The organism is Microbacterium sp. NPDC091382, assembly GCF_044757025.1.
Lineage (GTDB): Bacteria > Actinomycetota > Actinomycetes > Actinomycetales > Microbacteriaceae > Microbacterium.
In genome coordinates this window covers 339,892-364,195 of record NZ_JBIVUD010000003.1, presented here as the reverse complement: position 1 = coordinate 364,195, position 24,304 = coordinate 339,892, and the positions used below count along the sequence as shown (strand labels likewise).

Here is a 24,304-nt window from a genome sequence, read left to right as displayed (position 1 = left end):
CCGTCGGGGCCGGTAGACTCGTCCGTTATGGCTGACGGCCCCCTCATCGTCCAGAGCGACCGCACGGTGCTGCTCGAAGTAGCTCACCCCGACGCGGAGAACGCGCGACACGAACTCGCGATCTTCGCCGAACTCGAGCGCGCACCCGAGCACATCCACACCTACCGGATCACCCGGCTCGGGCTGTGGAACGCACGCGCCGCCGGGCACGACGCCGAGGACATGCTCGCCACCCTCGAGCGCTGGGCGAAGTTCCCGGTTCCGCCGTCGGTCTCGATCGACATCCGTGAGACCGTCGGCCGCTACGGACGCCTGGTCATCGAGCGCGACGACGAGGGGACGCTCATCCTCCGCTCCACCGATAAGCCGGTGCTCGCCGAGATCGCCCGGAACCGCCGCATCCAGCCTCTGCTGATCGCCCACCCGAGCCCGGAGACCTACGTCATCGACGCCTGGGCCCGTGGTCAGATCAAGCAGGAGCTGCTGAAGATCGGCTGGCCGGCCGAGGACCACGCGGGCTTCACTCCCGGCACGCCGCACGAGATCGAGCTGCACGAGGACGGCTGGACGCTGCGGCCGTATCAGCGGAAGGCCGTCGACATCTTCAGCGAGGGCGGCTCCGGCGTCGTGGTCCTCCCCTGCGGCGCAGGCAAGACCCTCGTCGGCGCGGCGGCGATGGCCGACACGAAGACCACGACCCTCATCCTCGTCACCAACACGGTCAGCGCCCGGCAGTGGCGCGACGAGCTGCTCAAGCGCACCTCGCTCACCCCCGAGGAGATCGGCGAGTACTCCGGTCAGTCGAAGGAAGTGAAGCCGGTCACGATCGCGACGTACCAGATCCTCACCGCGAAGCGGAAGGGCGAGTACGCCCACCTCGCCCTGCTCGACGCGCTCGACTGGGGGCTCATCGTGTACGACGAGGTGCATCTGCTCCCCGCCCCCGTCTTCAAGCTCACCGCCGATCTGCAGGCGCGGCGCCGGCTCGGTCTCACCGCGACCCTCGTGCGCGAGGACGGCCGTGAGGGCGACGTCTTCAGTCTCATCGGCCCCAAGCGGTTCGACGCTCCGTGGAAGGAGATCGAGGCGCAGGGCTTCATCTCCCCCGCGGTCTGCTACGAGGTGCGCATCGACCTGCCGGCATCCGATCGGCTCGAATACGCTGCGTCCGCCGATGACGAGCGCTACCGCCTCGCGGCGACCGCGCACGCGAAGATCGACGTCGTCCGCGACCTCGTCGCCAAGCACGAGGGCGAGCAGATCCTCGTGATCGGCCAATACCTCGACCAGATCGATGTGCTCTCCGAGGAGCTCGGCGCGCCGAAGATCACCGGTTCGACGCCGGTGGACGAGCGCGAGGAGCTCTTCGACGCCTTCCGCAACGCGCGCATCCCCGTCCTCGTCGTCTCGAAGGTCGCGAACTTCTCGATCGACCTGCCGGACGCCTCGGTTGCGATCCAGGTCTCGGGGTCCTTCGGGTCACGGCAGGAGGAGGCTCAGCGCCTCGGCCGTCTGCTCCGTCCGAAGTCCAACGGTCACAAGGCGAGCTTCTACACGCTCATCGCGCGCGACACCGTCGACCAGGACTTCGCTCAGAACCGTCAGCGGTTCCTTGCGGAACAGGGCTACAGCTACACGATCCTCGACGCCGACAACCTGATGGCGGCCTGAGCATCCGGCTCAGTCCGACGAGGACGAACCCGACGACGCGTCGGAGCCACCGGCATCCGTTCCGGAACCGGACGATCCGCGGTCCGCGGAATCGGACGGTGTCGGGCCGGACGCAGGAGTCGATCCTGGCGCGGGGGTCGCGTCGGGCGAGGGTGCGTACTCGCCCCATCGCGGCGCCTGGTGCGGCTGCAGGGGCGGACCGTCGTAGGGCGCGGCCGGAGGCGTCGACGCCGGAGCCGGTTCGACCGGAGGCTGGCCATAGACCGGAGGCTGACCGTACACCGGAGGCTGACCGTACACCGGCGACTGCCCGTACACCGGCGACTGCCCGTACACCGGCGGCTGCCCGTACACCGGCGGCTGCCCGTAGACGGGCGGATATGCGCCCGCGTACACCGGCGGAGCCGGCACGGGTTCGAGGGCCGGCGTGATCCGCAGCGTGCGGCGGCCGTCGCCGCGGCGCCAGAGCCATTCGACGACTCCCACGAATGCAGCGATCATCACGGCCGACGATACGAGGCTCACGACGCTCGTGTCCGTCGCCGCCGCGTCGGTGAGGCCGAACACCGAGAACCCGAACGCGGCGAGGTTGTTGACGATGTGCAGCGCGATGGCTGCCTCGAGTCCCCCGGTGCGCCACGTGAGCCATCCGGCGGCGACAGCGAAGACGCCGACACTGACCTGACCGGCCCAGTCGTACATGTGCCCCAGCACGAACAGGGGCACGGGCAGCAGGATCGCCCACGCGGGGTGCTTCAGCCAGCGTCCCACCGTCTGCATCAGGTACCCGCGGAAGACGTATTCCTCGGCCGTCGCCTGGAACGGAACGAGGATCAGCACGATGAGGAAGGATGCCACGAACGCGGGATTGTCCTGCGGCGAGACGAGCGTGCCCCCCGATCCCTCCTCCGCCGGGAGCAGGAAGGAGAGCGCGGAGACGACGATGTACACGACGACCGCCGCGCCGGCGCACAGCAGCAGCCACCTCCAGCGGAGCGAACCCGCGACCGACGACAGGAAGCCGACGCGTCGACCGTTCACGAGGAACGACGACAACAGGTAGATGGGCCACATCACCGCGAGCGACGACAGGATGACGGCGAGTCCCACCGGATCCGTCACATCGATCGTCTGCAACCGGTCCAGGAGTGCGTAGACATCGCCGGACGGGTCCGAGGCGAAGACGCTGAGCGCGAAGACGAAGCCGATCACCGTGGACACGATGAGGTAGAGCACGACGCCGATCGCCCCCGTCGCCAGAGGGGTCCACCAGCCGCGACGCTGCCGCGCGAACAGCAGGCGGTGGAAGGCGGCACCCGGGCCTGTGGTGTCGGCGGGGAGCGCCTTCGCGGGGCGCTGAGGAACGGGGACGGGCGGCGGGACGGTCACTGTTCCATCCTGTCCCACCCCGGGACGGGATCGTACCCCCGAGCGACCCGGGATCGGAATGTCCAGCAAACCGATTGATTCCGGTGCCAGTATGGGCTCATGACCGCTGCACGAATCCTCGTCGTCGACGACGAGCCGAACATCCGGGATCTGCTCGTCACGAGTCTCCGGTTCGCCGGATACCAGGTCCGTGCCGTCGCGAACGGCGCTCAGACCATCTCGGCCGTCCTCGAGGAAGAACCGGACCTGATCATCCTCGACGTCATGCTCCCCGACATGAACGGGTTCAGCGTGACCAAGCGTCTGCGCGGCGCGGGCTACACCGCGCCCATCCTGTTCCTCACGGCGAAGGATGCCACCGAGGACAAGATCGAGGGGCTGAACTCGGGCGGCGACGACTACGTCACCAAGCCCTTCAGCCTCGATGAGATCGTCGCGCGCATCCAGGCCATCCTCCGACGTACGATGCAGGCCGACGAGGACTCGATCATCAAGGCCGGCGAGATCACGATGGATCAGGACACGCACGACGTCCAGGTCGGCGACACCTCGATCGACCTCTCCCCGACCGAGTTCAAGCTCCTGCGCTACCTGATGCTCAACCCCAACCGCGTGCTGAGCAAGGCGCAGATCCTCGACCACGTGTGGGAGTACGACTTCAACGGCGACGCGGGCATCGTGGAGAGCTACATCTCGTACCTCCGCCGCAAGATCGACCCGCACTCCTCCGAGCCCCTCATCCAGACCAAGCGCGGCTTCGGATACATGCTGAAGGCCGACCGCACCGCCTGAACGGAGGCGCCCCCTGGGCCCGACGGCATCGCAGGACCGCGTCACGCACTGGTGGCGCGGTCTCAGTCTGCGCACCAAGGTCACCGGCGTGACGGTCAGCATCCTCGCGTTCGGCATGATCGCGGCCGGCGTCGGCACCATGATCTTCCTGCGCAACGCGCAGCTGTCCGCCGTGGATCAATCGCTCACGCAGACGGTCACCACCGACCTCGCGAGCAGTCTGATGAACGTGACGCTGGACGGCGGCGAGGCGACCTTCACCCCCATCGCAGCGGCCCCGACGGATTTCTCCGTCGCGGTGTACAGCGGCAAGGGCAAAGGAGCGCGCCTCGCGGTCGCCGGCGGCGACGGTTCGCTGGCCCCGCCGGAGTTCCCCGCCACGTTCTCGCTCGATCAGACGGTGCTCGACGGCACCGCGCCGTTCGATCTCACGTCGGCCGACGGCACCGTCCGCTATCGCGCGAGCGTCGACACGCTGCCCATCCCCGGATCGCGGGAGTATTACACGCAGCTCGTCGCCCTCCCCCTGAACGACGTCAACCGGACGGTCGCCAACTACATCGGCATCTACACGGCTCTGGCCCTGTTCACCATCGTCTGCAGCGCGATCCTCACACGCGGACTCGTAACCCTCGCCTTCCGCGGCCTCGGCCAGGTCGAATCCACCGCCATGACGATCGCGCAGGGCGACTTCAGCCAGCGCATGAGCGACATCGCCCCGGGAACCGAAGTCGGACGACTCAAGACGGCGATCAACGTCATGCTGGAACGCATCGACGATGCCCTCGGTGAGCGGGACTCGACGGTCGACCGGATGCGCCGATTCATCGGCGACGCCAGCCACGAACTGCGCACGCCCCTCGTGACCGTCCGCGGCTACGCCGAGCTGTACCGGATGGGGGCCATCCAGGACCAGGAGCAGACCGCTCAGGCCATGGAGCGCATCGAGAAGGAGGCGATCCGCATGGGCGCGCTCGTCGAGGATCTCCTCGCGCTGGCGCGTCTCGACGAGCAGCGCGACGTCGCCGTCGTCCCCGTCGATCTGCGCCCCATCGCACGGGATGCCGCTCTCGACGCCCGCGCCGCCTCCCCCGACCGCGAGGTCGCCTTCACGGGCCACACCCCGACGACGGCCATCCCGCTCGCCGTGTTCTCGGAGCAGGAGCCCGCACCGAAGCGCCGCAACGGCCCCATCGCCGGCGCCGGCCGGCTGCTCCGCAGAAGGCCCCGCACGGACGCCGCGCCCCCCGCGCTGCAGACGGAGCCGATCCGACTCTCCGAGCCCCAGGTGGTCCTTCCGATCGTGCTCGGCGACGAGAACCGCATCCGTCAGGTGGTCGCGAACCTGCTCGGCAATGCCCGCCGTTACACACCTGCCGGCTCGCCCATCGAACTGACCGTGGGAGCCGATCCGGACTCGGGGCGCGGATGGATCTCGGTCGCGGACCATGGCGAGGGCGTGCCCGAACAGATCCGCAGCAAGATCTTCCAGCGATTCTGGCGCGCCGACTCCTCTCGGACCAGGGAGACGGGCGGCTCGGGCCTCGGCCTCTCGATCGTCGCATCCATCGTCGCGACCCTGCACGGCACGATCGAGGTCACCGACACCCCCGGCGGCGGCGCGACCTTCACGGTCTCCCTCCCCCTCGCCCTCGACCGCGCCACGGCCGGTGAGGCCGTCGATCTCGCGACGCAGCCGCTCCCGCGTGCGTCCCGCAGCGAGGACTGAGCGCCTTCTCCCCAGGGCACGGGTGCACGCCGCTCTCCCCCGGGCGACGTCTCCGCGGCGGAGCGCGGCGGCGGTGTCTCTAGCGTGGCGGCATCCCATCGAAAGGAACCGCCATGACCGTCTTCACCGTCGACAGCGACGCCGTTCTCGCCGCAACCGCAACGATTCGGGCGACCGGCGATCGGGTGCAGTCCGAGACCACCGCGATGCTCGGCCACCTCACGCAGCTGCAGGGATCGTGGACCGGCAACGCGTCGGTCGCCTTCCAGGGAGTCGTCGAACGGTGGCGAGCCGCGCAGCGGGAGCTGGATGCCGCTCTCTCCGACATCAGCACCGCATTGGGGAGCGCCGGGCAGCAGTATGCGCAGACCGAGATGGCCGCCGCCGGCATGTTCCGCTGACCACGGCATCCCACCGGATACGACGAAGGGCCCCTCCCGGAGGAAGGGCCCTTCGTGCTGACTGTCAGCGCTGGATCAGAAGTCCATGCCGCCGGTCGGGTCGCCGGCCGGAGCCGCCGCCTTCTCGGGCTTGTCGGCCACGACCGCCTCGGTGGTGAGGAAGAGGCCGGCGATCGACGCGGCGTTCTGCAGCGCCGAGCGGGTGACCTTGGCCGGGTCGATGATGCCCGCGGCGAACATGTCGACGTACTCGCCGGTCGCAGCGTTCAGGCCCTCGCCCGCGGGGAGCTCGGCGACCTTGTTCGACACGACACCCGGCTCGAGGCCGGCGTTGAGAGCGATCTGCTTCAGGGGAGCCTGGATGGCCACCTTGACGATGTTCGCACCGGTCGCCTCGTCGCCGACGAGCTCCAGCTTCGCGAACGCCTTCTCACCGGCCTGGATGAGGGCCACGCCACCACCGGGGACGATGCCCTCCTCGACCGCTGCCTTCGCGTTGCGGACGGCGTCCTCGATGCGGTGCTTGCGCTCCTTGAGCTCGACCTCGGTCGCCGCGCCGGCCTTGATGACGGCGACGCCGCCGGCGAGCTTCGCGAGGCGCTCCTGGAGCTTCTCGCGGTCGTAGTCGCTGTCGGTGTTGTCGATCTCGCGGCGGATCTGGGTCACGCGACCCTCGATCTGCGACGCCTCGCCGGCGCCTTCGACGATCGTGGTCTCGTCCTTGGTGATGATGACCTTGCGGGCACGGCCGAGCAGGTCGAGGGTGGCGTTCTCGAGCTTGAGGCCGACCTCCTCGGTGATGACCTGGCCACCCGTGAGGATCGCGATGTCCTGCAGCTGAGCCTTGCGGCGGTCGCCGAAGCCGGGAGCCTTGACGGCGGCCGACTTGAAGATGCCGCGGATCTTGTTCAGCACGAGCGTCGCGAGGGCTTCGCCCTCGACGTCCTCGGCGATGATGAGGAGCTCCTTGCCCTCCTGGATCACCTTGTCGACGACGGGCAGAAGGTCCTTGATGTTCGAGATCTTCTGGTTCGCGATGAGGATGTAGGGGTCCTCGAAGACGGCTTCCTGACGGTCGGCGTCGGTGACGAAGTAGGGGTTGATGTAGCCCTTGTCGAAGCGCATGCCCTCGGTGAGCTCGAGCTCGGTGCCGAAGGTGTTGGACTCCTCGACGGTGACGACGCCTTCCTTGCCGACCTTGTCGATGGCCTCGGCGATCAGGGCGCCGATCTCGGGGTCGGCAGCCGAGATGGATGCCGTCGCCGCGATCTGGTCCTTGGTCTCGATCTCCTTCGCGCCGGCGAGCAGCTCGTCGGAGAGAGCCTTGACGGCCTTCTCGATGCCCTTCTTGAGCGAGATCGGGTCGGCACCGGCCGCGACGTTGCGCAGGCCCTCGCGCACGAGCGCCTGGGCGAGGACGGTAGCCGTCGTCGTGCCGTCACCGGCGACGTCGTCGGTCTTCTTGGCGACCTCCTTGACGAGCTCCGCGCCGATCTTCTCGTACGGGTCGTCGAGCTCGATCTCCTTGGCGATCGACACGCCGTCGTTCGTGATCGTGGGAGCGCCCCACTTCTTCTCGAGCACGACGTTGCGACCGCGGGGGCCGAGCGTCACCTTGACGGCGTCGGCCAGGGTGTTGAGGCCGCGCTCGAGGCCGCGGCGGGCCTCCTCGTCGAAAGCGATGATCTTTGCCATAACTGTGTCGTCCCTCCCGGACGTGAGGTTCAGTACCGTGCTCCCAGGGACTGGGAGCGGGATCGTTCTGGCACTCAGGATGAGTGAGTGCTAAATCATTCTGGCACTCGACCATAGGGAGTGCAAGCCGCACGGCACCTCCGACGGTCGCGACGAATCGGCGGGCTGGGAGCACTCCGCCACCGCACGCGACGACGCGGAAGCCGTCGAGGATCGCTCCGGCTCGGAGCGGAACACGCCCGGGGTGAACGGACGGTTCTCCGGCCGCTACGGGAGCTGGCCGCCGTCAGGCGAGGACGCGGACGGACTCGGCCTGCGGGCCTTTCTGCCCGCTGCCGACGGTGAACTCGACGGACTGTCCCTCTTCGAGCACGCGGAAGCCCGACATGTCGATGTTGGAGTAGTGGACGAAGACGTCCTGTCCGTCACCGAGGGTGATGAAGCCGAAGCCCTTCTCGGCGTTGAACCACTTGACGGTTCCCTGGGTCATGCGAATCTCCTGAAGCTGTGGGACATCGAAATGCTAGCCACGGCGTCCGTGCCGGATTCGGGGTTACGGCGTCTTTTGACACCACCGAACCGAACTGTTTACGACCGCGAAACACATCCCGAGGGACCCCTCCCTCCAGGCTCACTCCGAGCGGAAGTCCAGACCCACGACGATCACGAGCTGCGGACGGCTCGTGCCTCCGGCATCCGTCGTCTCGGGAGGAGCCACGACCTGGTACGAATCGTCGAGCGAGACGTCCGCACCGCCGATGGCATCCGCAAGACCGCGTGCGGCCGCTTCGTCGCCCGCCGTGCCGTAGTAGACCGTCGTCGTCGGGAAGTCGTCCGAGCTCGCGTTGCTCGCTTCGACGTCGGCGGCCGCCCATCCGGCAGCGATGACGTCGTCGCGGACCTTGGCGCCGAGTCCGCTCTCCTTCGTCGCATTCAGGACAAGGACCTGGTACGAAGTGTCGACGCGCGGCGCCACGACGCTCGCCCGCCCTGTCGCGGCCGGCGCCGCCTCGAGCCGTCCGGTGGCGTAGAGGGTGCCGAAGACTCCCGCGGCCACGATCGCGACGGTCGCGACGACGGACCAGAGCACGATGACGCCCACGCGCAGGCGAGGAGCCTCGGCGCGGTGCGCACCGACGCGCGCGGAGCGCACCGGGAGGTCGTCGAAGCGATCCGTGCTGGCGGACCGGCCCTGCGAGGCGGAAGGATCCGTCGGGGCGGGCTGCTCTGGCTCGGTCGAGGAAGTCGGAGACGGCACCCGAGGATCCTACCGGGCCGAGGCCGGGAGGATCCTGGCGCGGGTGCGTCGCTCGCGTTCCTGCGCAGCCTGCAGCCGCCGAAGCCGGTGGACGAGCACCGGATCGTGAGCGACGGCATCCGGTGAGTCGAGGATCCGACCGAGGAGCTGGTAGTACCGCGCAGGCGTCAGCGACAGCTCAGCCCGCAGCGCCTCCTCCTTCGCACCCGAATGCCCGTGCCACAGCGCCTCGAAGTCGAGGATGGCGCGGTCGCGGTCGGAGAGGGGCACTCCCCCACCGTACGACCGTCATGCGGCGACACTGCGGAACATCCGGGCGGTTCGTCCGGTTGAATAGCACGAGGGAAGGAAGAACACATGAGCTATCGCGTGGAGAAGACCGACGAGCAGTGGCGTGAGGAGCTGACGCCCGAGCAGTACGCCGTCCTGCGTCAGGCCGGGACGGAGCGCGCATGGACCGGCGAACTCCTCGATGAGGATCGCGCCGGGTTCTACACCTGCGCAGCCTGCGGGTCGGAACTGTTCCAGAGCGGCACGAAGTTCGACTCGCACTGCGGGTGGCCGAGCTTCTACGAGTCGGTCCGCCCCGAGGCGGTGGAGCTGATCGAGGACAACAGCCACGGCATGGTCCGCACCGAGGTGCGCTGCGCCAACTGCGGATCGCACCTGGGGCACGTGTTCCCCGACGGGTTCGGCACCCCGACCGGAGACCGTTACTGCATGAACTCGCTGTCGCTCTCGTTCACCCCGAGGGCCGACGAGGCCTGACCGACCGCGGCGCTCAGCGCCGTACGCGCCAGAAGGCCGCGACGGACACCGACGCGAGGCCGATCACGACCGTGATCGCCTCGACCACGAGTCCGGGGCCTGCCGGTGCAGGCCACGCGGCGTCGAGGGCCAGTGAGGCGACGAGCTGACCCGATACGGCCGCCAGGCCGAACAGCAGGACCCCTGTCCGCGCCACGATCGCGGCCGACATCACGATGTACGTGACGCCCAAGACGCCCCCGAGGTAGAGCCACGGCTCCCCCGGGGGCGTCGCGGGCGGGCCGCTGACCAGCGTGACGATGACGGCGAGCACCGTGAGGATCGCGGTGCCGACCACGAAGTTGACGAGAGTCGCCGTCAGCGGCGTCCCGACGCGAGCCCGCAGACGACCGTTCGTGGCCTGCTGCCAGGCGAGTCCGACCCCGACGATCACGGGCAGGATCACCATCCACACCGGCACCCCGGCCAGACCGTCACCCGCGACGAGCATGACGGCCACCGCCGCGAGCGCGAGCACCCCGCCGACCAGGCGCGGCACCGTGACGGCCACGACGCCTCCCGGGCCGTAGCCGATTCGATCGAACACGAGACCACCCACCGTCTGTCCGGCGACGATCCCCACGGTGAACAGCGAGACACCGACGATCCCGACGGCGAGACTCTGCGTCCCGACGGTGAGGGCGCCGGCTGCGCCGCCCACCAGCATCCACCAGGGGATCGAGTGATCACGGATGCCGCGGGCCAGCGCCGCGGCGCCGCGTCGCCCCGCGGGCGTGGCCGCACTGATGACCGCGATCAGCAGCAGCCCGCTCGCGAACGAGATGACGGCGGCGGCCATCGCGTGCTCCAGACGCACCCCGAGTTGCCCGTTGATGCGGGCCTGAACGGCGGTGAGGACACCGACCGCCACCGCGCCCGCCAGGGCGGGACCGATGGATGCCGGGGCTGATGGAGACCCAGTCGTCACGCGGATCGGCTCAGCCGAACAGCGCGGCGGCTTCTTCGTACCGGTGCAGAGGAACCGTGTGGAGCGACCCGAGCGCCTCGGCGAAGGGGACGCGGACGATCTCGGTGCCCTGCATGGCGACCATCTGACCCCACGCGCCGTCGACGATCGCGTCGGCGGCGTGCAGACCCAGACGGGTCGCGAGAACGCGGTCGAAGCCCGAGGGCGATCCGCCGCGCTGGATGTGACCGAGCACCGTCGAGCGGGTCTCGATGCCGGTGATGCGCTCGATCTCGGGAGCGAGGATCTCACCGATGCCGCCGAGACGCGGGCGGTTGAAGGCGTCGAGACCCTTGTCGCTGTAGGCCTCCTCCATGCCGGTGAGCTTGAAGCCCTCCGACACGACGACCAGCGGCGCACGACCGCGGTCGTGTGCCTTGGTGACCTGCTCGGCGATGTCGTCGATCGACATCGGCACCTCGGGGATGCAGATGACGTGGGCGCCGGACGCGATGCCCGAGTGCAGGGCGATCCACCCGACGTGGCGACCCATGACCTCGGCGACCATGCAGCGCTGATGAGAGTCGCCGGTCGTGCGCAGCCGGTCCATCGCCTCGGTGGCGATGTTCACCGCCGTGTCGAACCCGAAGGAGTAATCGGTGGCGTGCAGGTCGTTGTCGATCGTCTTCGGCACACCCAGGACGTTGATGCCGTCCTTGTGCAGCCGGTCGGCCGCCGCGAGCGTGCCCTCGCCGCCGATCGCGACGATGCCGTCGAGGCGGTGTCCGTACATCGTCTTCGAGATGTTCTCCGCGCCACCGCGAGGCCCCTCATAGGGGTTCGTCCGGCTCGTGCCGAGGATCGTGCCGCCGACCTTGGACAAGCCCTTCACCTCGTGACGCGTCAGGGGGAAGAAGTCGCCGTCGACCACGCCGCGCCACCCGTCGCGGATACCCACGAACTCGATGTCGTAGGTCGTCGTGCCCTTCAGCACGATGCCTCGGATGACGGCGTTCAGTCCAGGACAGTCGCCGCCGCTCGTGAGGATACCGATCTTCATGGGTGGTCCTTAGGTGATTCGGGTTGATGCTCGGGGCGACGCTGCCTCCACGACACTAGCGTCGCGGCGGCATCCCCTGCCAGCGGACCGGCGTCAGGCTGCGCCGAGTGCCTGTCGGAGCAGATGCATCAGCGCCGACAGCTGCACGGAGTCGCTCGAGGTCGGATCGACCGCGTCACCGTCGAGGGCGCGCTGCGCGAGACCTTCCTTGCTGTCGATGAGCTCGGCGATCTTCGTGTCGATCGTGTGCGCGGCGATGATCCGCCACGCGGTGACCGGCTCGCCCTGCCCGATGCGGTGCACGCGGTCGATCGCCTGCGTCTGCTCTGCGGCCGTCCAGCTGAGTTCGGCGAGGACGACGTTCGAGGCCGCCTGCAGGTTCAGGCCGACACCGGCGGCGGTCAGCGAGCAGACCGCGATCGCCACGTCCGGCTCGCCGTTGAAGGCATCGATCGCCTGCTGACGGACGGGGGTCGTCTGGTCGCCGCGGATCGAGACGGTCCGGAGCCCCGCCGATGCGAAGTGCGCCTCAGCGGCATCCATCACGTCGATGTGCTTCGCGAAGAAGACGACCTTGCCGACCGAGCGCTGCAGCTGCGCGGCGTAGTCCGCCGCCAGCTGCGCCTTCGCCTGGCCGATGCGGCGGACCATGGTGAAGACGTTCTCGGAGCCCGACCCGGCGGCCTTCGCCTCTTCGAGCTCGCCGTGGGCGACGAGGCGCACGATGTCGTCGTCGGCCTCGCCGCGGATCACACGGTCGCCGCGGGCCTCGATGATCCGGCGGTACTTGGCCGCCAGACGCTCGCCCAGCTCGCGCTCGGCGGCACGGATCGAGCGGCCGTACTCGTCGTCGAGCTCCACGGGGAGGTCGGCCACGAGCTTGTCGGGCAGATCCGCGGCGACGTCCTTCTTCTTGCGGCGGACGATCCCCATCGAGATCACGGCCGAACGCGCCTCGGGGTAGAACGCCTTGTCGGCGGGGGTCAGCCCCGTCTCGTCGAGCCGCGCCATGAGATCGGGACCGGGCTTCTCGCCGTTCGTCCAGCCGAGGAAGCGCCAGATCGCGTCGAAGTCCTCGACATCGTTGATGAGCGGCGTACCCGTCAGGGCGAGCAGGAGCGGATCGCGCACCTGCTCACGGATCCGCGAAGCCAGGGCGAGCACGTTCCGCGAGCGCTGCGAGGTGAGGTTCTTGATGAAGTGCGCCTCATCGACGACCATGCCCTTCAGCCCGATGGAGCTCAGCCAGGCGAGGTGACGATCCAGGATCTCGTAATTCACGATGAAGACGTCGGCGAAGGCGTCCATCGTCTCGCCATCGCCCTGGATGACGGTCGCGCGGCGCTGCGGCGTCCAGCGCTCAACCTCGCGGGCCCAGTTCATCTTCACCACGTTGGGGACGACGACCAGCAGCGGGTAGGCGTCGGCGACGGATGCCGCGAGCACCGACTGCGCCGTCTTGCCGAGGCCCGGCTCGTCGGCGAGCAGGAAGCTGCGGTGCCCGGCGCGGACGGATTCCAGGAACCGCGACTGGTGGGGCATGACGTCAAGACCCTTGGGCGAGAGCCGGTCGAACTCGGGTACGGGCGGGAGCTCCATCGAGGCCGCACCTCCCCCGGCACCGGTCTCGAACGCCTTGTAGAGGGGGCCCATGAGCTCCCAGCCGTCGAGGCGACGACGAGGCGTCGGTCCGGCCGCGCGCAAGGCGACGTCGGGCGCGAGGAAGGGGTTCGACTCCTTGCGCGCCTCGACCTGCGGCGGCACGACCTGGCGATCGGCGACGCCCTCGGGGACGACGGGAGCCTGCGCGGGCTTCGCGTCGGTGATGATCAGCTCGTCCTCGGCGAGGTCCGCACCCGATTCGAGCAGCCAGTCGCGCCTCATGCGACGGGCGACCGGCGACGTCGCCTGGTCGACCTCCAGCAGCTGGATGAGGGAGGTGTCGCGGGCGGCGGTCTTGGCGAGGATGGTCGCGACGCCGTCGAGCCGCTTGAGCAGCTCGGCGCGGGCGCCGTCGGCGATGTCGGTCGCGGCCTTGACGCGTGCGCGCTCCTCGCGGACCAGGAACGCGATGACCTGGAACTTCACCCGGTTGGTGGGCCCCAGCTTCCCGCGCTGCGCCTTGGCTTCGACCTCGCGCACCTTGCGGGCGAGGATCGGGATGAGGGGTGCTTCGTCGTCTCGACGCGACGACGATCCCCGGCGACGCCGAGCGGCGGTCTTGGGGGCGGTGGCTGCCGTGGTCGGCATGCTCCTCCTGAGCGTGACACCGGCGGATGCCGGCGGTGGCCGTCGATGACGACGGTCTTACGGGACCGCGACGAAGGACCGCGGTGCGAATGTGTTCCCCGGATCCCCCGGCTGCGGGCACTCGCTTCTGCGGGCTGCGGCGACGGAAGGATCCTTCTCCCCCAGTCTAGCGCGTCCGCGACCCCGGACACGTCGCGCCGCGGCCGGGCGCGTACGCTGGGAATCATGCCCACCGAACGCGAACTCGCCGCCACCATCGACCACGCGATCCTGAAGCCCGAGCTGACCCGAACCGACGTCGACGCCGAACTCGACATCGCGGCGGAATGGGGCGTGTTCAGCGTGTGCGTTCGCCCCAGCGACATCCCGCACGCCGTCGAGCGTCTCGCCGGTACCGGCGTCGCCGTCGGCACCGTGATCGGGTTCCCCCACGGCACCACCTCGACGGCGGCGAAGGTGGCCGAGACCCGTCAGGCTCTCGCCGACGGCGCCGTCGAGGTCGACATGGTCATCAACATCGGCGCACTCCGCTCGGGCTTCGACGACGTCGTGGTGGCCGACATCGCGGCCGTCGTCGAGGCGGCGGACGGACGCGTCACCAAGGTGATCCTCGAGACCGCGCTCCTCGACGACGAGCAGATCGAGCGCGGCAGCCGCCTCACCGAGGCGGGCGGCGCGCACTTCGTCAAGACCTCCACCGGCTTCGCCGGCGGCGGCGCGACGGTCCCCCATGTGGAGCTCATGCGTCGCACGGTGGGTGCGGACGTCGAGGTGAAGGCCTCCGGCGGTGTCCGCAGCTACGCCGACGCCCTCGCCATGATCGAGGCGGGTGCCACGCGCCTCGGTACGAGCGGCAGCGCCGTCATCCTCGGCGAGGCACGACGAGTGGATGCCGGGGCCTCGGCGACCGGCGCGGTGGACGACACCTCGTACTGAGGCCTCCCCCGGCGGCCCGCCGCCGGGGCCGACCCTCAGCCCCGCAGTGCGGCGCGGACGTCGACGACGTCGGCATCCATCTGGGCGATGAGAGCCTCGATGCCCTCGAAGGCGACCATGCCGCGGACTCGGGCGACGAACTGCGCCTGGACCATGTGCCCGTACAGGTCGAGTCCCGTCTCGTCGAGGACGTACGCCTCCACCTGCCGGACCGGCACGTCGTCGAACGTGGGGTTCGTCCCGATCGAGATTGCGGCGGCGTATCTCGTCGCGGGCGCGTAACCGCCGGCATCCGTGCCCTCGTCGACCAGCCAGCCGGCGTAGACACCGTCGGCGGGAATGAAGCCTTCCGCATCGGTGGCCAGGTTCGCGGTGGGGTAGCCGAGCTCGCGACCCCGTTTGAGCCCGTGGACGACCTCCGCCCGGACGGCGTGCGGGCGGCCGAGCAGCCGCGCGGCGTCCTCGACCTGACCGGCTGCCAGCAGTTCGCGCACCCAGGTCGACGAGACGCGGCGTCCGCCCCCCTGGACGTCGCCGACGACGTCGACGGTGAAGCCGTGCTCGCGCCCGAACTCGATCAGGAACTCCGGCGTGCCCGCTCCCCCGCGACCGAATCGGAAGTCGGCGCCCACCATGACGCAGACCGAGCCCAGGGCGTCGACGAGGATCCGCTCGGCGAAGGTCTCGGGCGCGAGCGCTGCGAGAGCCTCGTCGAACCGCAGCACGAGCACCGCGTCGACACCGGCGTCGCGGAGCAGGGCGATCTTCTGGTCGACGCTCACGAGAGATTCGGGGCAGCGGTCGGGGCGCAGGAGGCTCAGCGGATTGCGGTCGAAGGTCACCGCGACGACGCGAGCCGCGGCATCCGTCGCCGTCACGCGGGCACGGTCGATGACCGCGCGGTGGCCGGAGTGCACGCCGTCGAACTTGCCGATCGCGACGACGCTGGGGCCGAAGCCGGCGGGGATCTCGGCGGGGTCGCGGAAGACGATCACACGGCGCCGCCCGTCGTGCGGACGCGCCGATGCGCGATGAGCCACCAGAGGCCGAGGAACGGCAGAACGAGCGGGATCAGGACGTACCCGATGCCGTAGCCGGACCACACCGTGGGGTGGTTGAAGAGCTCGGGATGCGTCAGCGAGAGGGTCCCGACGACGAGGACGCCGACGAGCTCGAAGACGATCGCGGCCCACGCGATGCGGTACCACCGCTCCGACGCACTGAAGATCAGGGCGAGGGTCGCGAGGACGTAGACGAGCGCGGAGAGCGCCGACAGCGAGTACGCGAGCGGTGCGTCGTCGAACTCGCGGACGATCTGGACGAACGAGCGGCCCGTCGCTCCCAGTGCCATGATCGCGTAGACGACGACGAGGACGCGGCCGACTCCGGTCATCCGACGAGGGGATGAGGATGCGGCCGACGGAGCGGACGGGGTCGGCGCGATCTCAGGCATGGCCCTTCAATCCTACGGCCGTGGCGAGCGGGCCTCGCCGCCCGGCCGGCAGGCCTCAGGCGACCTGGATCGTCCAGATGACGTTCATGCGCCACACCATGATCGCGATCGCGAACGCCGCGACACCCATGACGACGGTGCTCCACCGGCTCCGCTCGATGAGAGCCCAGATGACCGCGGCCGGCGGTATCAGCACCGCCGAGACCAGGTAGACCCAGAACTCGAGCAGATCGCCCGACGGCGGATTGCCCGCGAAGGGAGCGATGATGGCGATCACCACCTGCACGATCAGCAGCACCAGGATGAGAGCCTGGGTCCCGACCGACAGGTCGCTGGGGCGTCGCCCCGCGAGACCCAGCACGGTGCACAGGAGCCCGGCGGCGCACGCGACGGCGATGACGACGACGGTGAACCAGGCGATCACGGCTGCTGCTCCTCGGGCATGTTCATGAGGCTCTTGACGTCGCCGCCGCGGCGGCCGACGATGCCGACGAGGGCTCCGTCGGGAGCGATCGCGGCCGGGGTCTCCGCCTCGAGTCGCTCGGCGGCGCCGAGCAGGCGCTTGCCGTGCCGCAGGTCGCGCGCCTCCTCCGCGGTGACGGGGAAGGCCCCGAGAAGGGATGCCGCGACCCCGGCGGCATCCCTCAGCGGCATCGCGGGGGTCAGCTCCGTCACGGCGTCGGCGACGTCGAACGGGCCGACACGGGTGCGCCGCAACGCGGTCAGGTGCCCGCCGACGCCGAGGTCCGCGCCGAGATCACGGGCGAGTGCACGGATGTAGGTGCCGCTCGAGCAGTCCACGACGACGTCGACGTCGATGATCTCCTCGCTGCGGCGGACCTCAAGCACGTCGAACCTGCTCACGACGACATCCCGCGCCTTCAGCTCGACCTGCTCCCCCGCGCGAGCCAGGTCGTAGGCGCGTCGCCCGCCGACCTTGATCGCCGACACCGTGCTCGGGATCTGGGCCATGGGCCCGGTCAGCGAGCGGATGCCGCGGTGGATCGCGTCGTCGGTGACACCACCGGCATCCGTCCGCGCGGTCTCAGCACCGTCGGCGTCGTCGGAGTCCGTCGCGACGCCCAGCCGGATCGTTGCCTCGTACGTCTTGTCGAGTCCGACGACGTAGGTCAGCAGCCGTGTCGAGTGGCCGACGCCGAGGACGAGGAGCCCGGTCGCCATCGGATCGAGGGTGCCGGCGTGACCGATCTTGCGGGTGTTCAGCGCGCGGCGGGCTCGAGCGACGATGTCGTGACTCGTGACGCCGCCCGGCTTGTCGACGAGGAGGATCCCGCCGCTCGCCTGACTCTGGTGCATGGCTTCCAGCCTAGGCTGGCGCCCGTCCCCGCTCACGCTCCCGCCTTCTGTCCAGATCATGTTCTCTCGTCGACATCACACGCTGTGCGCGTTCGTGCGATGTGCTCTCGACGAGAGCACATTATGTGGCCGGGCAAGGAGGGCACGCGTGGCGACCTAGGCTGGAGCGGTGCCCGACCTCGCCCCGCCGCTGATCGCGTGGTACCGCGAGAACGCCCGGGACCTGCCGTGGCGTCGCAAGGGTTTCAGCGCTTGGGGGACGCTCGTGAGCGAGTTCATGCTGCAGCAGACCCCCGTCGCGCGTGTCATCCCACGTCTCGAGGAATGGCTCGAGCGCTGGCCGACTCCCGCCGACCTCGCCGCCGCTCCCCCGGCCGACGCCGTGCGGCTGTGGGCGAACCTGGGCTACCCGCGCCGCGCGCTGTGGCTGCACCGCGCGGCGACGGAGATCCGCGACCGACACGACGGTGTCGTCCCCCGCGACGTCGACGCCCTGCTCGCCCTCACCGGGATCGGGGACTACACGGCGCGGGCGGTGGCGGTGTTCGCGTTCGGCGACCGGCATCCCGTCGTCGACACGAACACCCGGCGCGTGCTCGCGCGCGCCGTCGACGGCCGCTCCCAGCCGGGGCCTCCCGCGAAGACCGACCTCGCCGCGATGGCCGCGATCCTCCCCGCGGACGACGACGACGCAGCGATCGTCAACGCGGCCGCGATGGAACTCGGCGCCGTCGTGTGCACGGCGCGGTCGCCGCGATGCGAGGCGTGCCCGCTGGCAGAGACCTGCGCCTGGCGCGCGGCCGGGTACCCGGACACGGGCGACGAGCGCCGCAAGCAGGCGCGGTACGAGGGCAGCGACCGGCAGGCGCGCGGCGCCGTCATGAAGGTGCTGCGGGATGCCGACGGTCACGCCGCGCCCGCAGAGTCCGTGATCGCCGAATGGCCCGACCCGCAGCAGCGGGACCGGGCCATCGACTCACTCATCGTCGACGGCCTGGTCGAGGCCGTCGACGGGATGCTGCGGCTGCCGCGATAGAACGCGTCAGGCAGACGGTGTCAGTCCTCGTCGCCCTCTTCGCGCGGCTTCACGTAGGGGTCCGCTTCGCCGGCGTAGGTGCCGGATGCCGCGATGCCCGCCACCTGCGCGTCGCGCTCGCGCGCCTCGCGGAGGAGGTCCTCGATGTGCCCCGCGTTCTCGGGGAGCCCATCGAGGATGAATTCGAGGGTCGGGGTCAGACGGGTGCCGAGCTGGCGCCCGACCTCGCTGCGCAGCATCCCCGTCGCCGCCTTGAGGGCAGCGGCCGAGTCCGTCCGCGCGTCGTCGTCGCCGTAGACCGTGTAGAAGACGGACGCGTGCTGCAGGTCACCCGTGACGCGGACGTCGGTGATGGTGACGAATCCGAGCCGCGGGTCGCGCAGCCCCTTCTCGAGGCGCTCCGCGATGAGCACGCGGATGCGGTCCGCCAGCCGTGCCTGCCGTTCTCCGGCCATGTCCTTCTCCTCTTGTGCTCCCCACCCGCGATCGGCGGACGGGGGAAGTGCGGAGGCGATGGATGTCGCCGGGATAGTCGGGGTCTTGGGGTCCCGTTATCCCGGCGGCATCCATCGCCGTAGCAACAGACGCGATCAGCCGCGCGGCTTCTCCACCATCTCGGTCGTCTCGATCTCGTCGCCGATCTGGATGTCGTTGTACTTGCCGAGACCGATACCGGCCTCGAAGTCCGTACGGACCTCGGTGACGTCGTCCTTGAAGCGGCGCAGCGACTCGATGGCCAGACCGTCGGCGATCACGACGCCGTCGCGGATGACCCGCGCCTTGGCGTTGCGCGTGATCGTGCCCGAGCGGACGATGACACCGGCGATGTTGCCGAACTTCGAGGAGCGGAACACCTCGCGGATCTCGGCGACACCCGACTGCACCTCTTCGAACTCCGGCTTGAGCATGCCCTGGAGGGACTGCTCGACGTCGTCGATCGCGTTGTAGATGACCGAGTAGAACCGGACGTCGACACCTTCACGGGCGGCACGTTCACGGGCCTTCGTGTCGGGGCGGACGTTGAAGCCGATGACGATCGCGTTGTCGATCGTCGCCAAGTTGATGTCCGACTCGGTGACGGCACCCACACCGCGGTGGATGATGCGCAGCTGGACGCTGTCGTCGACCTCGATCTTGAGGAGGGACTCCTCGAGGGCCTCGACGGCACCCGAGACGTCACCCTTGATGATGAGGTTGAGCGACTCGACCTTGCCCTCTTCGAGAGCGCGGGTGAAGTCCTCAAGCGAGATGCGCTTGCGGGCCTTGGCCAGCTGGGCGTTGCGCTCGACCGCTTCACGCTTCTCAGCGATCTGGCGGGCCATGCGGTCCTCTTCGGTGACGATGAACACGTCGCCGGCGCGGGGCACGGAGTTCAGACCCTGCACCTGCACGGGACGCGACGGGTAGGCCTCGTCGACCGCGTCGCCGTTCTCGTCGATCATGGCGCGGACGCGGCCGTAGGCCGTGCCGGCGACGATCGCGTCACCGACGCGCAGCGTTCCGGACTGGATCAGCACCGTGGCGACCGAGCCGCGACCCTTGTCGAGCTTGGCTTCGATCGCGACACCGCGAGCCGCCTTGTTCGGGTTGGCCGTGAGGTCCAGACCCGCGTCGGCGGTGAGGAGAACGGCATCCAGCAGCTCCTGGATGTTCGTGCCCTGCCGAGCCGACACATCGACGAACATGACGTCGCCGCCGTACTCCTCGGCGACCAGGCCGTACTCGGTGAGCTGCTGACGGACCTTCGCGGGGTTCGCGTCGGGCTTGTCGACCTTGTTGACCGCGACCACGATCGGCACGTTCGCCGCCTGAGCGTGGTTCAGCGCCTCGACCGTCTGCGGCATGATGCCGTCGTCGGCCGCGACGACGAGGATCGCGAGGTCGGTCACCTGCGCACCGCGGGCACGCATGGCGGTGAACGCCTCGTGACCCGGGGTGTCGATGAAGGTGATCGCACGCTCGATGCCCTCGTGCTCGGTCCACACCTGGTAGGCACCGATGTGCTGGGTGATGCCACCCGCTTCACCGGCGACGACGTTGGTCTGACGGATCGCGTCGAGCAGTCGCGTCTTACCGTGGTCGACGTGGCCCATGACGGTGACCACCGGGGGACGGATCTCGAGGTCGTCCTCGCTCTCGGCCTCGAGTTCGGCCTCGAGGTCGAGACCGAAGCCTTCGAGGAGCTCTTTGTCCTCGTCCTCGGGAGAGACCATCTGGATCTTGTAGCCGAGCTCCTCACCGAGGATCTCGAAGGTCGCCTCGTCCAGCGACTCGGTGGCCGTGGCCATCTCGCCGAGGTTGAAGAGGATCGTCACCAGGGTGCCGGGCTGAACGGTGTAGCCGCGCAGGGCCTCGAGCTTGTCGGCAAAGTCCGCGATGGACGCGCCGCGGCGCAGGCGGATGATCTCGCCGTTGCCCTTCGAGACGTTGACGCCGCCGACGACCGGCGCCGACCGCATCTCGAACTCTTGCCGCTTCGCCCGACGCGACTTGCGCTGCTTGGACTTGCCGCCGCCCTTACCGAAGGCACCCGCGGTACCACCGCCGGGGCCGCGGCCACGACCGCCGCCACCACCGGGACGACCGGCGAAACCGCCGCCGGGAGCACCGGGACGCGCAGCACCGAAGCCGCCGGCGCCGCCGGGACGACCGGGGCCGCCGGGACGCTGCTGGAAGGGTGCGCCGGGACGACCGCCACCGGGACGGCCCGCACCGCCGGGGCGCGGAGCGCCGGGGCGAGGGGCGCCGGGACGCGGAGCCTGCGGACGCGGGATGTTGCCCGGGTTAGGACGCTGGCCCATGCCCTGCGCCGAGGCGAAGGGGTTGTTGCCGGGACGCGGGCCGGCGGGACGCTGTCCCATGCCCTGCGAGCTGGCGAAGGGGTTGTTGCCGGGGCGCGGTGCACCACCGGGGCGCGGCGGCTGAGCACCAGGCTTGCCCGGAGTCGCGCCGGGGGCTGCTGCACCCGGCTTGGGAGCCGCGGACTCGGCGGCAGCCGGTGCGGGCTTCTGCGCGGCCGGCTCAGCCGGTGCGGCGGGCGCCGCCGGCTCGGGAGCCGGACCGGGCTTGGGAGCCGACGGGCGGGGGCCGGGGGTCGCACCGGACGCCGGCGACTTGGCAGCGGGCTTCGCGGGCGCAGCGGCAGGAGCCTTGACGCCTTCCGCCTCGAGGGCGGCGCGGAGCTTGCGAGCCACGGGGGGCTCGATGGTGGACGAAGGGCTCTTGACGAATTCGCCGAGCTCCTTCAGCTTCGCGAGGGCGACTTTACTGTCGACGCCGAGCTCGGAAGCGATCTCGTGCACGCGTGGTTTTGCCACAATTCTCCTGTCTGGGGTCCGCCCCGGACAGGGCGGACCGTCATTCGCGGACGGGTCTCATTTCGAGCCGTTCACTTTGTGTCCATAGCCGTTCAGCCGTTTCGCTGGAGGGATTCTCTGGTGGTCCGCGCATCCAGTTCCGCTGTGTCCAGCGGTGTGGATACCCGTAGTGCGCGTCCGAATGCGCGCCGCTGGAGGGCGGTGCTCACGCATTTGTCCGTGTCATGCACCCACGCGCCCCGTCCCGGGAGGACGGCCTTCTCGTCGATGACGAGGGCACCGTCCCTGGCCACGATGCGGAGCAACGAGGACCGGGCGGCACGCGCGCGGCATCCCACGCACGTTCGAACAGGTTCCATCCTACCGCGTCAGGACTCGTCGAGAATGCTGTCGGGCTGGATGTCGATCTTCGCGCCGGTCAATTTCGCCGCGAGCCGCGCGTTCTGGCCCTCCTTGCCGATCGCGAGCGAGAGCTGATAGTCGGGGACGAGGGCACGGACGGCCTTGGTGGCCTGGTCGAGCACGAAGCTCGAGGTCACCTTGGCGGGCGAGAGCGCATTCGCGACGAACTTCGGCAGGGTCTCGTCGTAGTCGACGATGTCGATCTTCTCGCCGCCGAGCTCCTCGGTCACGGCGCGGACGCGCCGGCCGAGCTCCCCGATGCAGGCGCCCTTGGCGTTGACGGCGGGATCGTTCGCCTTGACGGCGATCTTCGTGCGGTGACCGGCCTCTCGGGCGAGCGAGACGATCTCGACGACGCCCGAGGCGATCTCGGGGACCTCGAGGGCGAAGAGCTTGCGCACGAGGCCCGGGTGGGTGCGCGACACGGTGATCTGCGGGCCCTTCAGACCCTTGGAGACGGACGTCACGTAGACGCGGAGGCGGGAGCCGTGCGGGTAGTCCTCGCCGGGGACCTGCTCCTCGGGAGGAAGGATGGCCTCGATCGTGCCGAGGTCGACGTGCACCATGCGGGGGTTCGGCCCCTGCTGGACGACGCCGGCGACGATGTCGCCCTCCTTGCCCTTGAATTCTCCGAGGACGGCGTCGTCGGCGATGTCGCGCAGACGCTGGCTGATGACCTGCTTCGCGGCGAAGGCGGCGATGCGACCGAAGTCGTCGGGAGTGGACTCCTCCTCGCCGATGACCGCGCCCTCGTCGTCGCGCAACGGGATGTACACGGCGACGTGTCCGCTCTTGCGGTCGAGGTGGGCGCGAGCGCCCTCGGGGAGTTCACCGTCGGGAGAGGTGTGCTTCGCGTAGGCCGTCAGGATGGCCTGCTCGATGATCCGGATCAGCTCATCGAACGGGATCTCCCGTTCGCGCTCGACAGTCCGCAGCAGCCCCAGGTCGATGTCCATAGGTGCCTCCCTTTTCAGTTGCTCAACACGGCGCCGCGATCACGCCCGGGAACCCGGTGCGTCGCGGCATCCCGTCAACGTTACCCGATCGGCTCGGCGGCGACCTGAGAAGATCGGAGGATGACCGATGCCGTGGAGGACGCCGCGCGCAGCGTGCGCCGCTCCCCCGTCGCACGGGGCCTGGCACGCGGGGGGTACGCCGCCAACGGCATCGTGCATCTGCTCTTCGGGGTCATCGTCGTCGTGATCTCGTTCGGCGGGCGCGGCGAATCCGATCAGGCGGGAGTCTTCCGCGCGATCCTCGAGGCGCCGCTGGGCCTCGCCCTCGTGTGGCTGCTCGGCCTGCTGCTCGGGGCCCTCGGCCTGTTCCAGGTGCTACGCGCCTTCCTCGCGAGGGGAACGGATGCCGCGGCCTGGGGACGCCGACTCTCCGCCGCCGGGCAGGCCGTCGTCTACCTGGCGCTCGCAGCGATCGCCGTGACGGTCGCGCTCGGCGCCCGCCTCGACGGCGACCGCAGCGCCCAGCGGGTGACGCGGTGGCTGCTCGACACTCCGGGAGGCGTGTTCGTCGTCGCCGCGGCCGGGATCGGACTCGCCATCGGCGGTCTCGTGTTCGCCTCCATCGGTGTGCGCCGTTCCTTCGACAAGCAGGTCCGGATCCCCCGTGGAGCGATGGGGACGGCCGTCACCGTCACGGGCATCGTCGGCTACCTCGGCAAAGGCCTGTCGGTCGTCATCGTCGGCGTGCTGCTCGTCGTCGCCGCCGTCAAGCAGGAGGCTGCGGCGGCCGGCGGGTTCGACGCCGCCATCGCGGCGCTCCTCGAGCAGCCTCTCGGCCCCCTCCTCGTCTTCCTGATCGGGTTCGGCCTCATCGTCTACGCCGCATTCAGCTTCCTGCGCGCCCGCTACGCGAAGCTCTGAGGCGCTC

Annotated in this window: 24 protein-coding genes; 8 read left to right on the top strand and 16 right to left on the bottom strand. The window is 69.7% G+C overall.

Features of this window, described 5'->3' with window-relative positions:
* The first annotated feature begins 27 nt into the window (after positions 1–27).
* Positions 28–1,671 carry a DNA repair helicase XPB gene (locus ACIQLK_RS13200; protein WP_400365274.1) on the top strand — a complete coding sequence of 548 codons (1,644 nt, stop codon included), beginning with the start codon at positions 28–30 and terminating at the stop codon, positions 1,669–1,671.
* A 9-nt stretch (positions 1,672–1,680) separates the two neighbouring features.
* On the opposite strand, the gene ACIQLK_RS13195 is transcribed toward ACIQLK_RS13200, so the two are convergent.
* Positions 1,681–3,060: a type II CAAX prenyl endopeptidase Rce1 family protein gene (locus tag ACIQLK_RS13195; RefSeq protein WP_400365272.1), complete on the bottom strand. Its 1,380-nt coding sequence runs from the start codon at positions 3,058–3,060 to the stop codon at positions 1,681–1,683.
* 99 nt (positions 3,061–3,159) lie between these two features.
* On the opposite strand from ACIQLK_RS13195, the gene ACIQLK_RS13190 reads away from it, so the two are divergent.
* The 3 genes from ACIQLK_RS13190 (at position 3,160) to ACIQLK_RS13180 (ending at position 5,982) form a co-directional block, all read left to right on the top strand.
* The gene (locus ACIQLK_RS13190) at positions 3,160–3,852 is read left to right on the top strand and encodes a response regulator transcription factor (RefSeq protein ID WP_091355396.1); all 693 of its coding nucleotides are present in this window, start codon (positions 3,160–3,162) and stop codon (positions 3,850–3,852) included.
* 88 nt (positions 3,853–3,940) lie between these two features.
* Entirely contained in the window at positions 3,941–5,581 is a 1,641-nt protein-coding gene (locus ACIQLK_RS13185) for a sensor histidine kinase (RefSeq protein WP_400365269.1), read from the top strand.
* A gap of 113 nt (positions 5,582–5,694) precedes the next feature.
* Positions 5,695–5,982: a WXG100 family type VII secretion target gene (locus ACIQLK_RS13180; protein ID WP_400365267.1), complete on the top strand. Its 288-nt coding sequence runs from the start codon at positions 5,695–5,697 to the stop codon at positions 5,980–5,982.
* Positions 5,983–6,057: 75 nt separating this feature from the next.
* Here the strand turns inward: ACIQLK_RS13180 and groL are convergent, their stop codons facing one another.
* The 4 genes from groL to ACIQLK_RS13160 form a co-directional block, all read right to left on the bottom strand.
* Positions 6,058–7,677, bottom strand: coding sequence for a chaperonin GroEL (gene groL, locus ACIQLK_RS13175; protein ID WP_400365265.1), 1,620 nt, complete (start codon positions 7,675–7,677; stop codon positions 6,058–6,060).
* 286 nt (positions 7,678–7,963) lie between these two features.
* A complete protein-coding gene (locus ACIQLK_RS13170) occupies positions 7,964–8,167 on the bottom strand; it encodes a cold-shock protein (protein WP_400365263.1) in 204 nt (67 codons plus the stop codon).
* Positions 8,168–8,308: 141 nt separating this feature from the next.
* On the bottom strand, positions 8,309–8,935 hold the full coding sequence (locus tag ACIQLK_RS13165) for a LytR C-terminal domain-containing protein (protein ID WP_400365262.1): 627 nt from the start codon (positions 8,933–8,935) through the stop codon (positions 8,309–8,311).
* Positions 8,936–8,944: 9 nt separating this feature from the next.
* Positions 8,945–9,205, bottom strand: coding sequence for a DUF3263 domain-containing protein (locus ACIQLK_RS13160; protein WP_400365260.1), 261 nt, complete (start codon positions 9,203–9,205; stop codon positions 8,945–8,947).
* Between the two features lie 87 nt (positions 9,206–9,292).
* On the opposite strand from ACIQLK_RS13160, the gene msrB reads away from it, so the two are divergent.
* Positions 9,293–9,703: a peptide-methionine (R)-S-oxide reductase MsrB gene (msrB, locus tag ACIQLK_RS13155; protein WP_400365258.1), complete on the top strand. Its 411-nt coding sequence runs from the start codon at positions 9,293–9,295 to the stop codon at positions 9,701–9,703.
* A 13-nt stretch (positions 9,704–9,716) separates the two neighbouring features.
* Here the strand turns inward: msrB and ACIQLK_RS13150 are convergent, their stop codons facing one another.
* From ACIQLK_RS13150 to ACIQLK_RS13140, 3 genes are all read right to left on the bottom strand, one after another.
* Entirely contained in the window at positions 9,717–10,670 is a 954-nt protein-coding gene (locus ACIQLK_RS13150) for a DMT family transporter (RefSeq protein WP_400365257.1), read from the bottom strand.
* 10 nt (positions 10,671–10,680) lie between these two features.
* Positions 10,681–11,709: a 6-phosphofructokinase gene (locus tag ACIQLK_RS13145; protein ID WP_400365255.1), complete on the bottom strand. Its 1,029-nt coding sequence runs from the start codon at positions 11,707–11,709 to the stop codon at positions 10,681–10,683.
* 93 nt (positions 11,710–11,802) lie between these two features.
* Positions 11,803–13,959, bottom strand: a complete 2,157-nt coding sequence (locus ACIQLK_RS13140) for a DEAD/DEAH box helicase (RefSeq protein ID WP_400365253.1) — start codon at positions 13,957–13,959, stop codon at positions 11,803–11,805.
* A gap of 225 nt (positions 13,960–14,184) precedes the next feature.
* Between ACIQLK_RS13140 and deoC the strand changes: the two genes are divergently transcribed.
* Entirely contained in the window at positions 14,185–14,895 is a 711-nt protein-coding gene (gene deoC, locus ACIQLK_RS13135; RefSeq protein WP_400365251.1) for a deoxyribose-phosphate aldolase, read from the top strand.
* 35 nt (positions 14,896–14,930) lie between these two features.
* Here the strand turns inward: deoC and ACIQLK_RS13130 are convergent, their stop codons facing one another.
* From ACIQLK_RS13130 to truB, 4 genes are read right to left on the bottom strand one after another with little or no spacing between them, the layout of a single operon-like run.
* Entirely contained in the window at positions 14,931–15,890 is a 960-nt protein-coding gene (locus ACIQLK_RS13130; protein WP_400365249.1) for a bifunctional riboflavin kinase/FAD synthetase, read from the bottom strand.
* Complete coding sequence (locus tag ACIQLK_RS13125) at positions 15,887–16,348, bottom strand: hypothetical protein (protein ID WP_400365247.1); 462 nt, start codon at positions 16,346–16,348, stop codon at positions 15,887–15,889. The genes ACIQLK_RS13130 and ACIQLK_RS13125 overlap by 4 nt, the downstream gene beginning before the upstream one ends.
* A gap of 55 nt (positions 16,349–16,403) precedes the next feature.
* Positions 16,404–16,772, bottom strand: coding sequence for a hypothetical protein (locus tag ACIQLK_RS13120; protein ID WP_400365245.1), 369 nt, complete (start codon positions 16,770–16,772; stop codon positions 16,404–16,406).
* Positions 16,769–17,665: a tRNA pseudouridine(55) synthase TruB gene (gene truB / locus ACIQLK_RS13115; protein ID WP_400365243.1), complete on the bottom strand. Its 897-nt coding sequence runs from the start codon at positions 17,663–17,665 to the stop codon at positions 16,769–16,771. The genes ACIQLK_RS13120 and truB overlap by 4 nt, the downstream gene beginning before the upstream one ends.
* 169 nt (positions 17,666–17,834) lie before the next feature.
* Here truB and ACIQLK_RS13110 point away from each other — a divergent pair, with 169 nt between their 5' ends.
* Positions 17,835–18,701, top strand: coding sequence for an A/G-specific adenine glycosylase (locus ACIQLK_RS13110; RefSeq protein WP_400365241.1), 867 nt, complete (start codon positions 17,835–17,837; stop codon positions 18,699–18,701).
* A 20-nt stretch (positions 18,702–18,721) separates the two neighbouring features.
* On the opposite strand, the gene rbfA is transcribed toward ACIQLK_RS13110, so the two are convergent.
* The 4 genes from rbfA to nusA all read right to left on the bottom strand — a co-directional run bounded on the left by rbfA (position 18,722) and on the right by nusA (position 23,376).
* Positions 18,722–19,156 carry a 30S ribosome-binding factor RbfA gene (gene rbfA, locus ACIQLK_RS13105; protein ID WP_400365239.1) on the bottom strand — a complete coding sequence of 145 codons (435 nt, stop codon included), beginning with the start codon at positions 19,154–19,156 and terminating at the stop codon, positions 18,722–18,724.
* A 135-nt stretch (positions 19,157–19,291) separates the two neighbouring features.
* Positions 19,292–22,018 carry a translation initiation factor IF-2 gene (gene infB / locus ACIQLK_RS13100; protein WP_400365237.1) on the bottom strand — a complete coding sequence of 909 codons (2,727 nt, stop codon included), beginning with the start codon at positions 22,016–22,018 and terminating at the stop codon, positions 19,292–19,294.
* Positions 22,019–22,110: 92 nt separating this feature from the next.
* Positions 22,111–22,377 carry a YlxR family protein gene (locus tag ACIQLK_RS13095; protein ID WP_400365235.1) on the bottom strand — a complete coding sequence of 89 codons (267 nt, stop codon included), beginning with the start codon at positions 22,375–22,377 and terminating at the stop codon, positions 22,111–22,113.
* A gap of 9 nt (positions 22,378–22,386) precedes the next feature.
* A complete protein-coding gene (gene nusA, locus ACIQLK_RS13090; RefSeq protein WP_400365234.1) occupies positions 22,387–23,376 on the bottom strand; it encodes a transcription termination factor NusA in 990 nt (329 codons plus the stop codon).
* 120 nt (positions 23,377–23,496) lie between these two features.
* Between nusA and ACIQLK_RS13085 the strand changes: the two genes are divergently transcribed.
* Positions 23,497–24,297 carry a DUF1206 domain-containing protein gene (locus ACIQLK_RS13085; RefSeq protein WP_400365232.1) on the top strand — a complete coding sequence of 267 codons (801 nt, stop codon included), beginning with the start codon at positions 23,497–23,499 and terminating at the stop codon, positions 24,295–24,297.
* Positions 24,298–24,304: the final 7 nt, after the last annotated feature.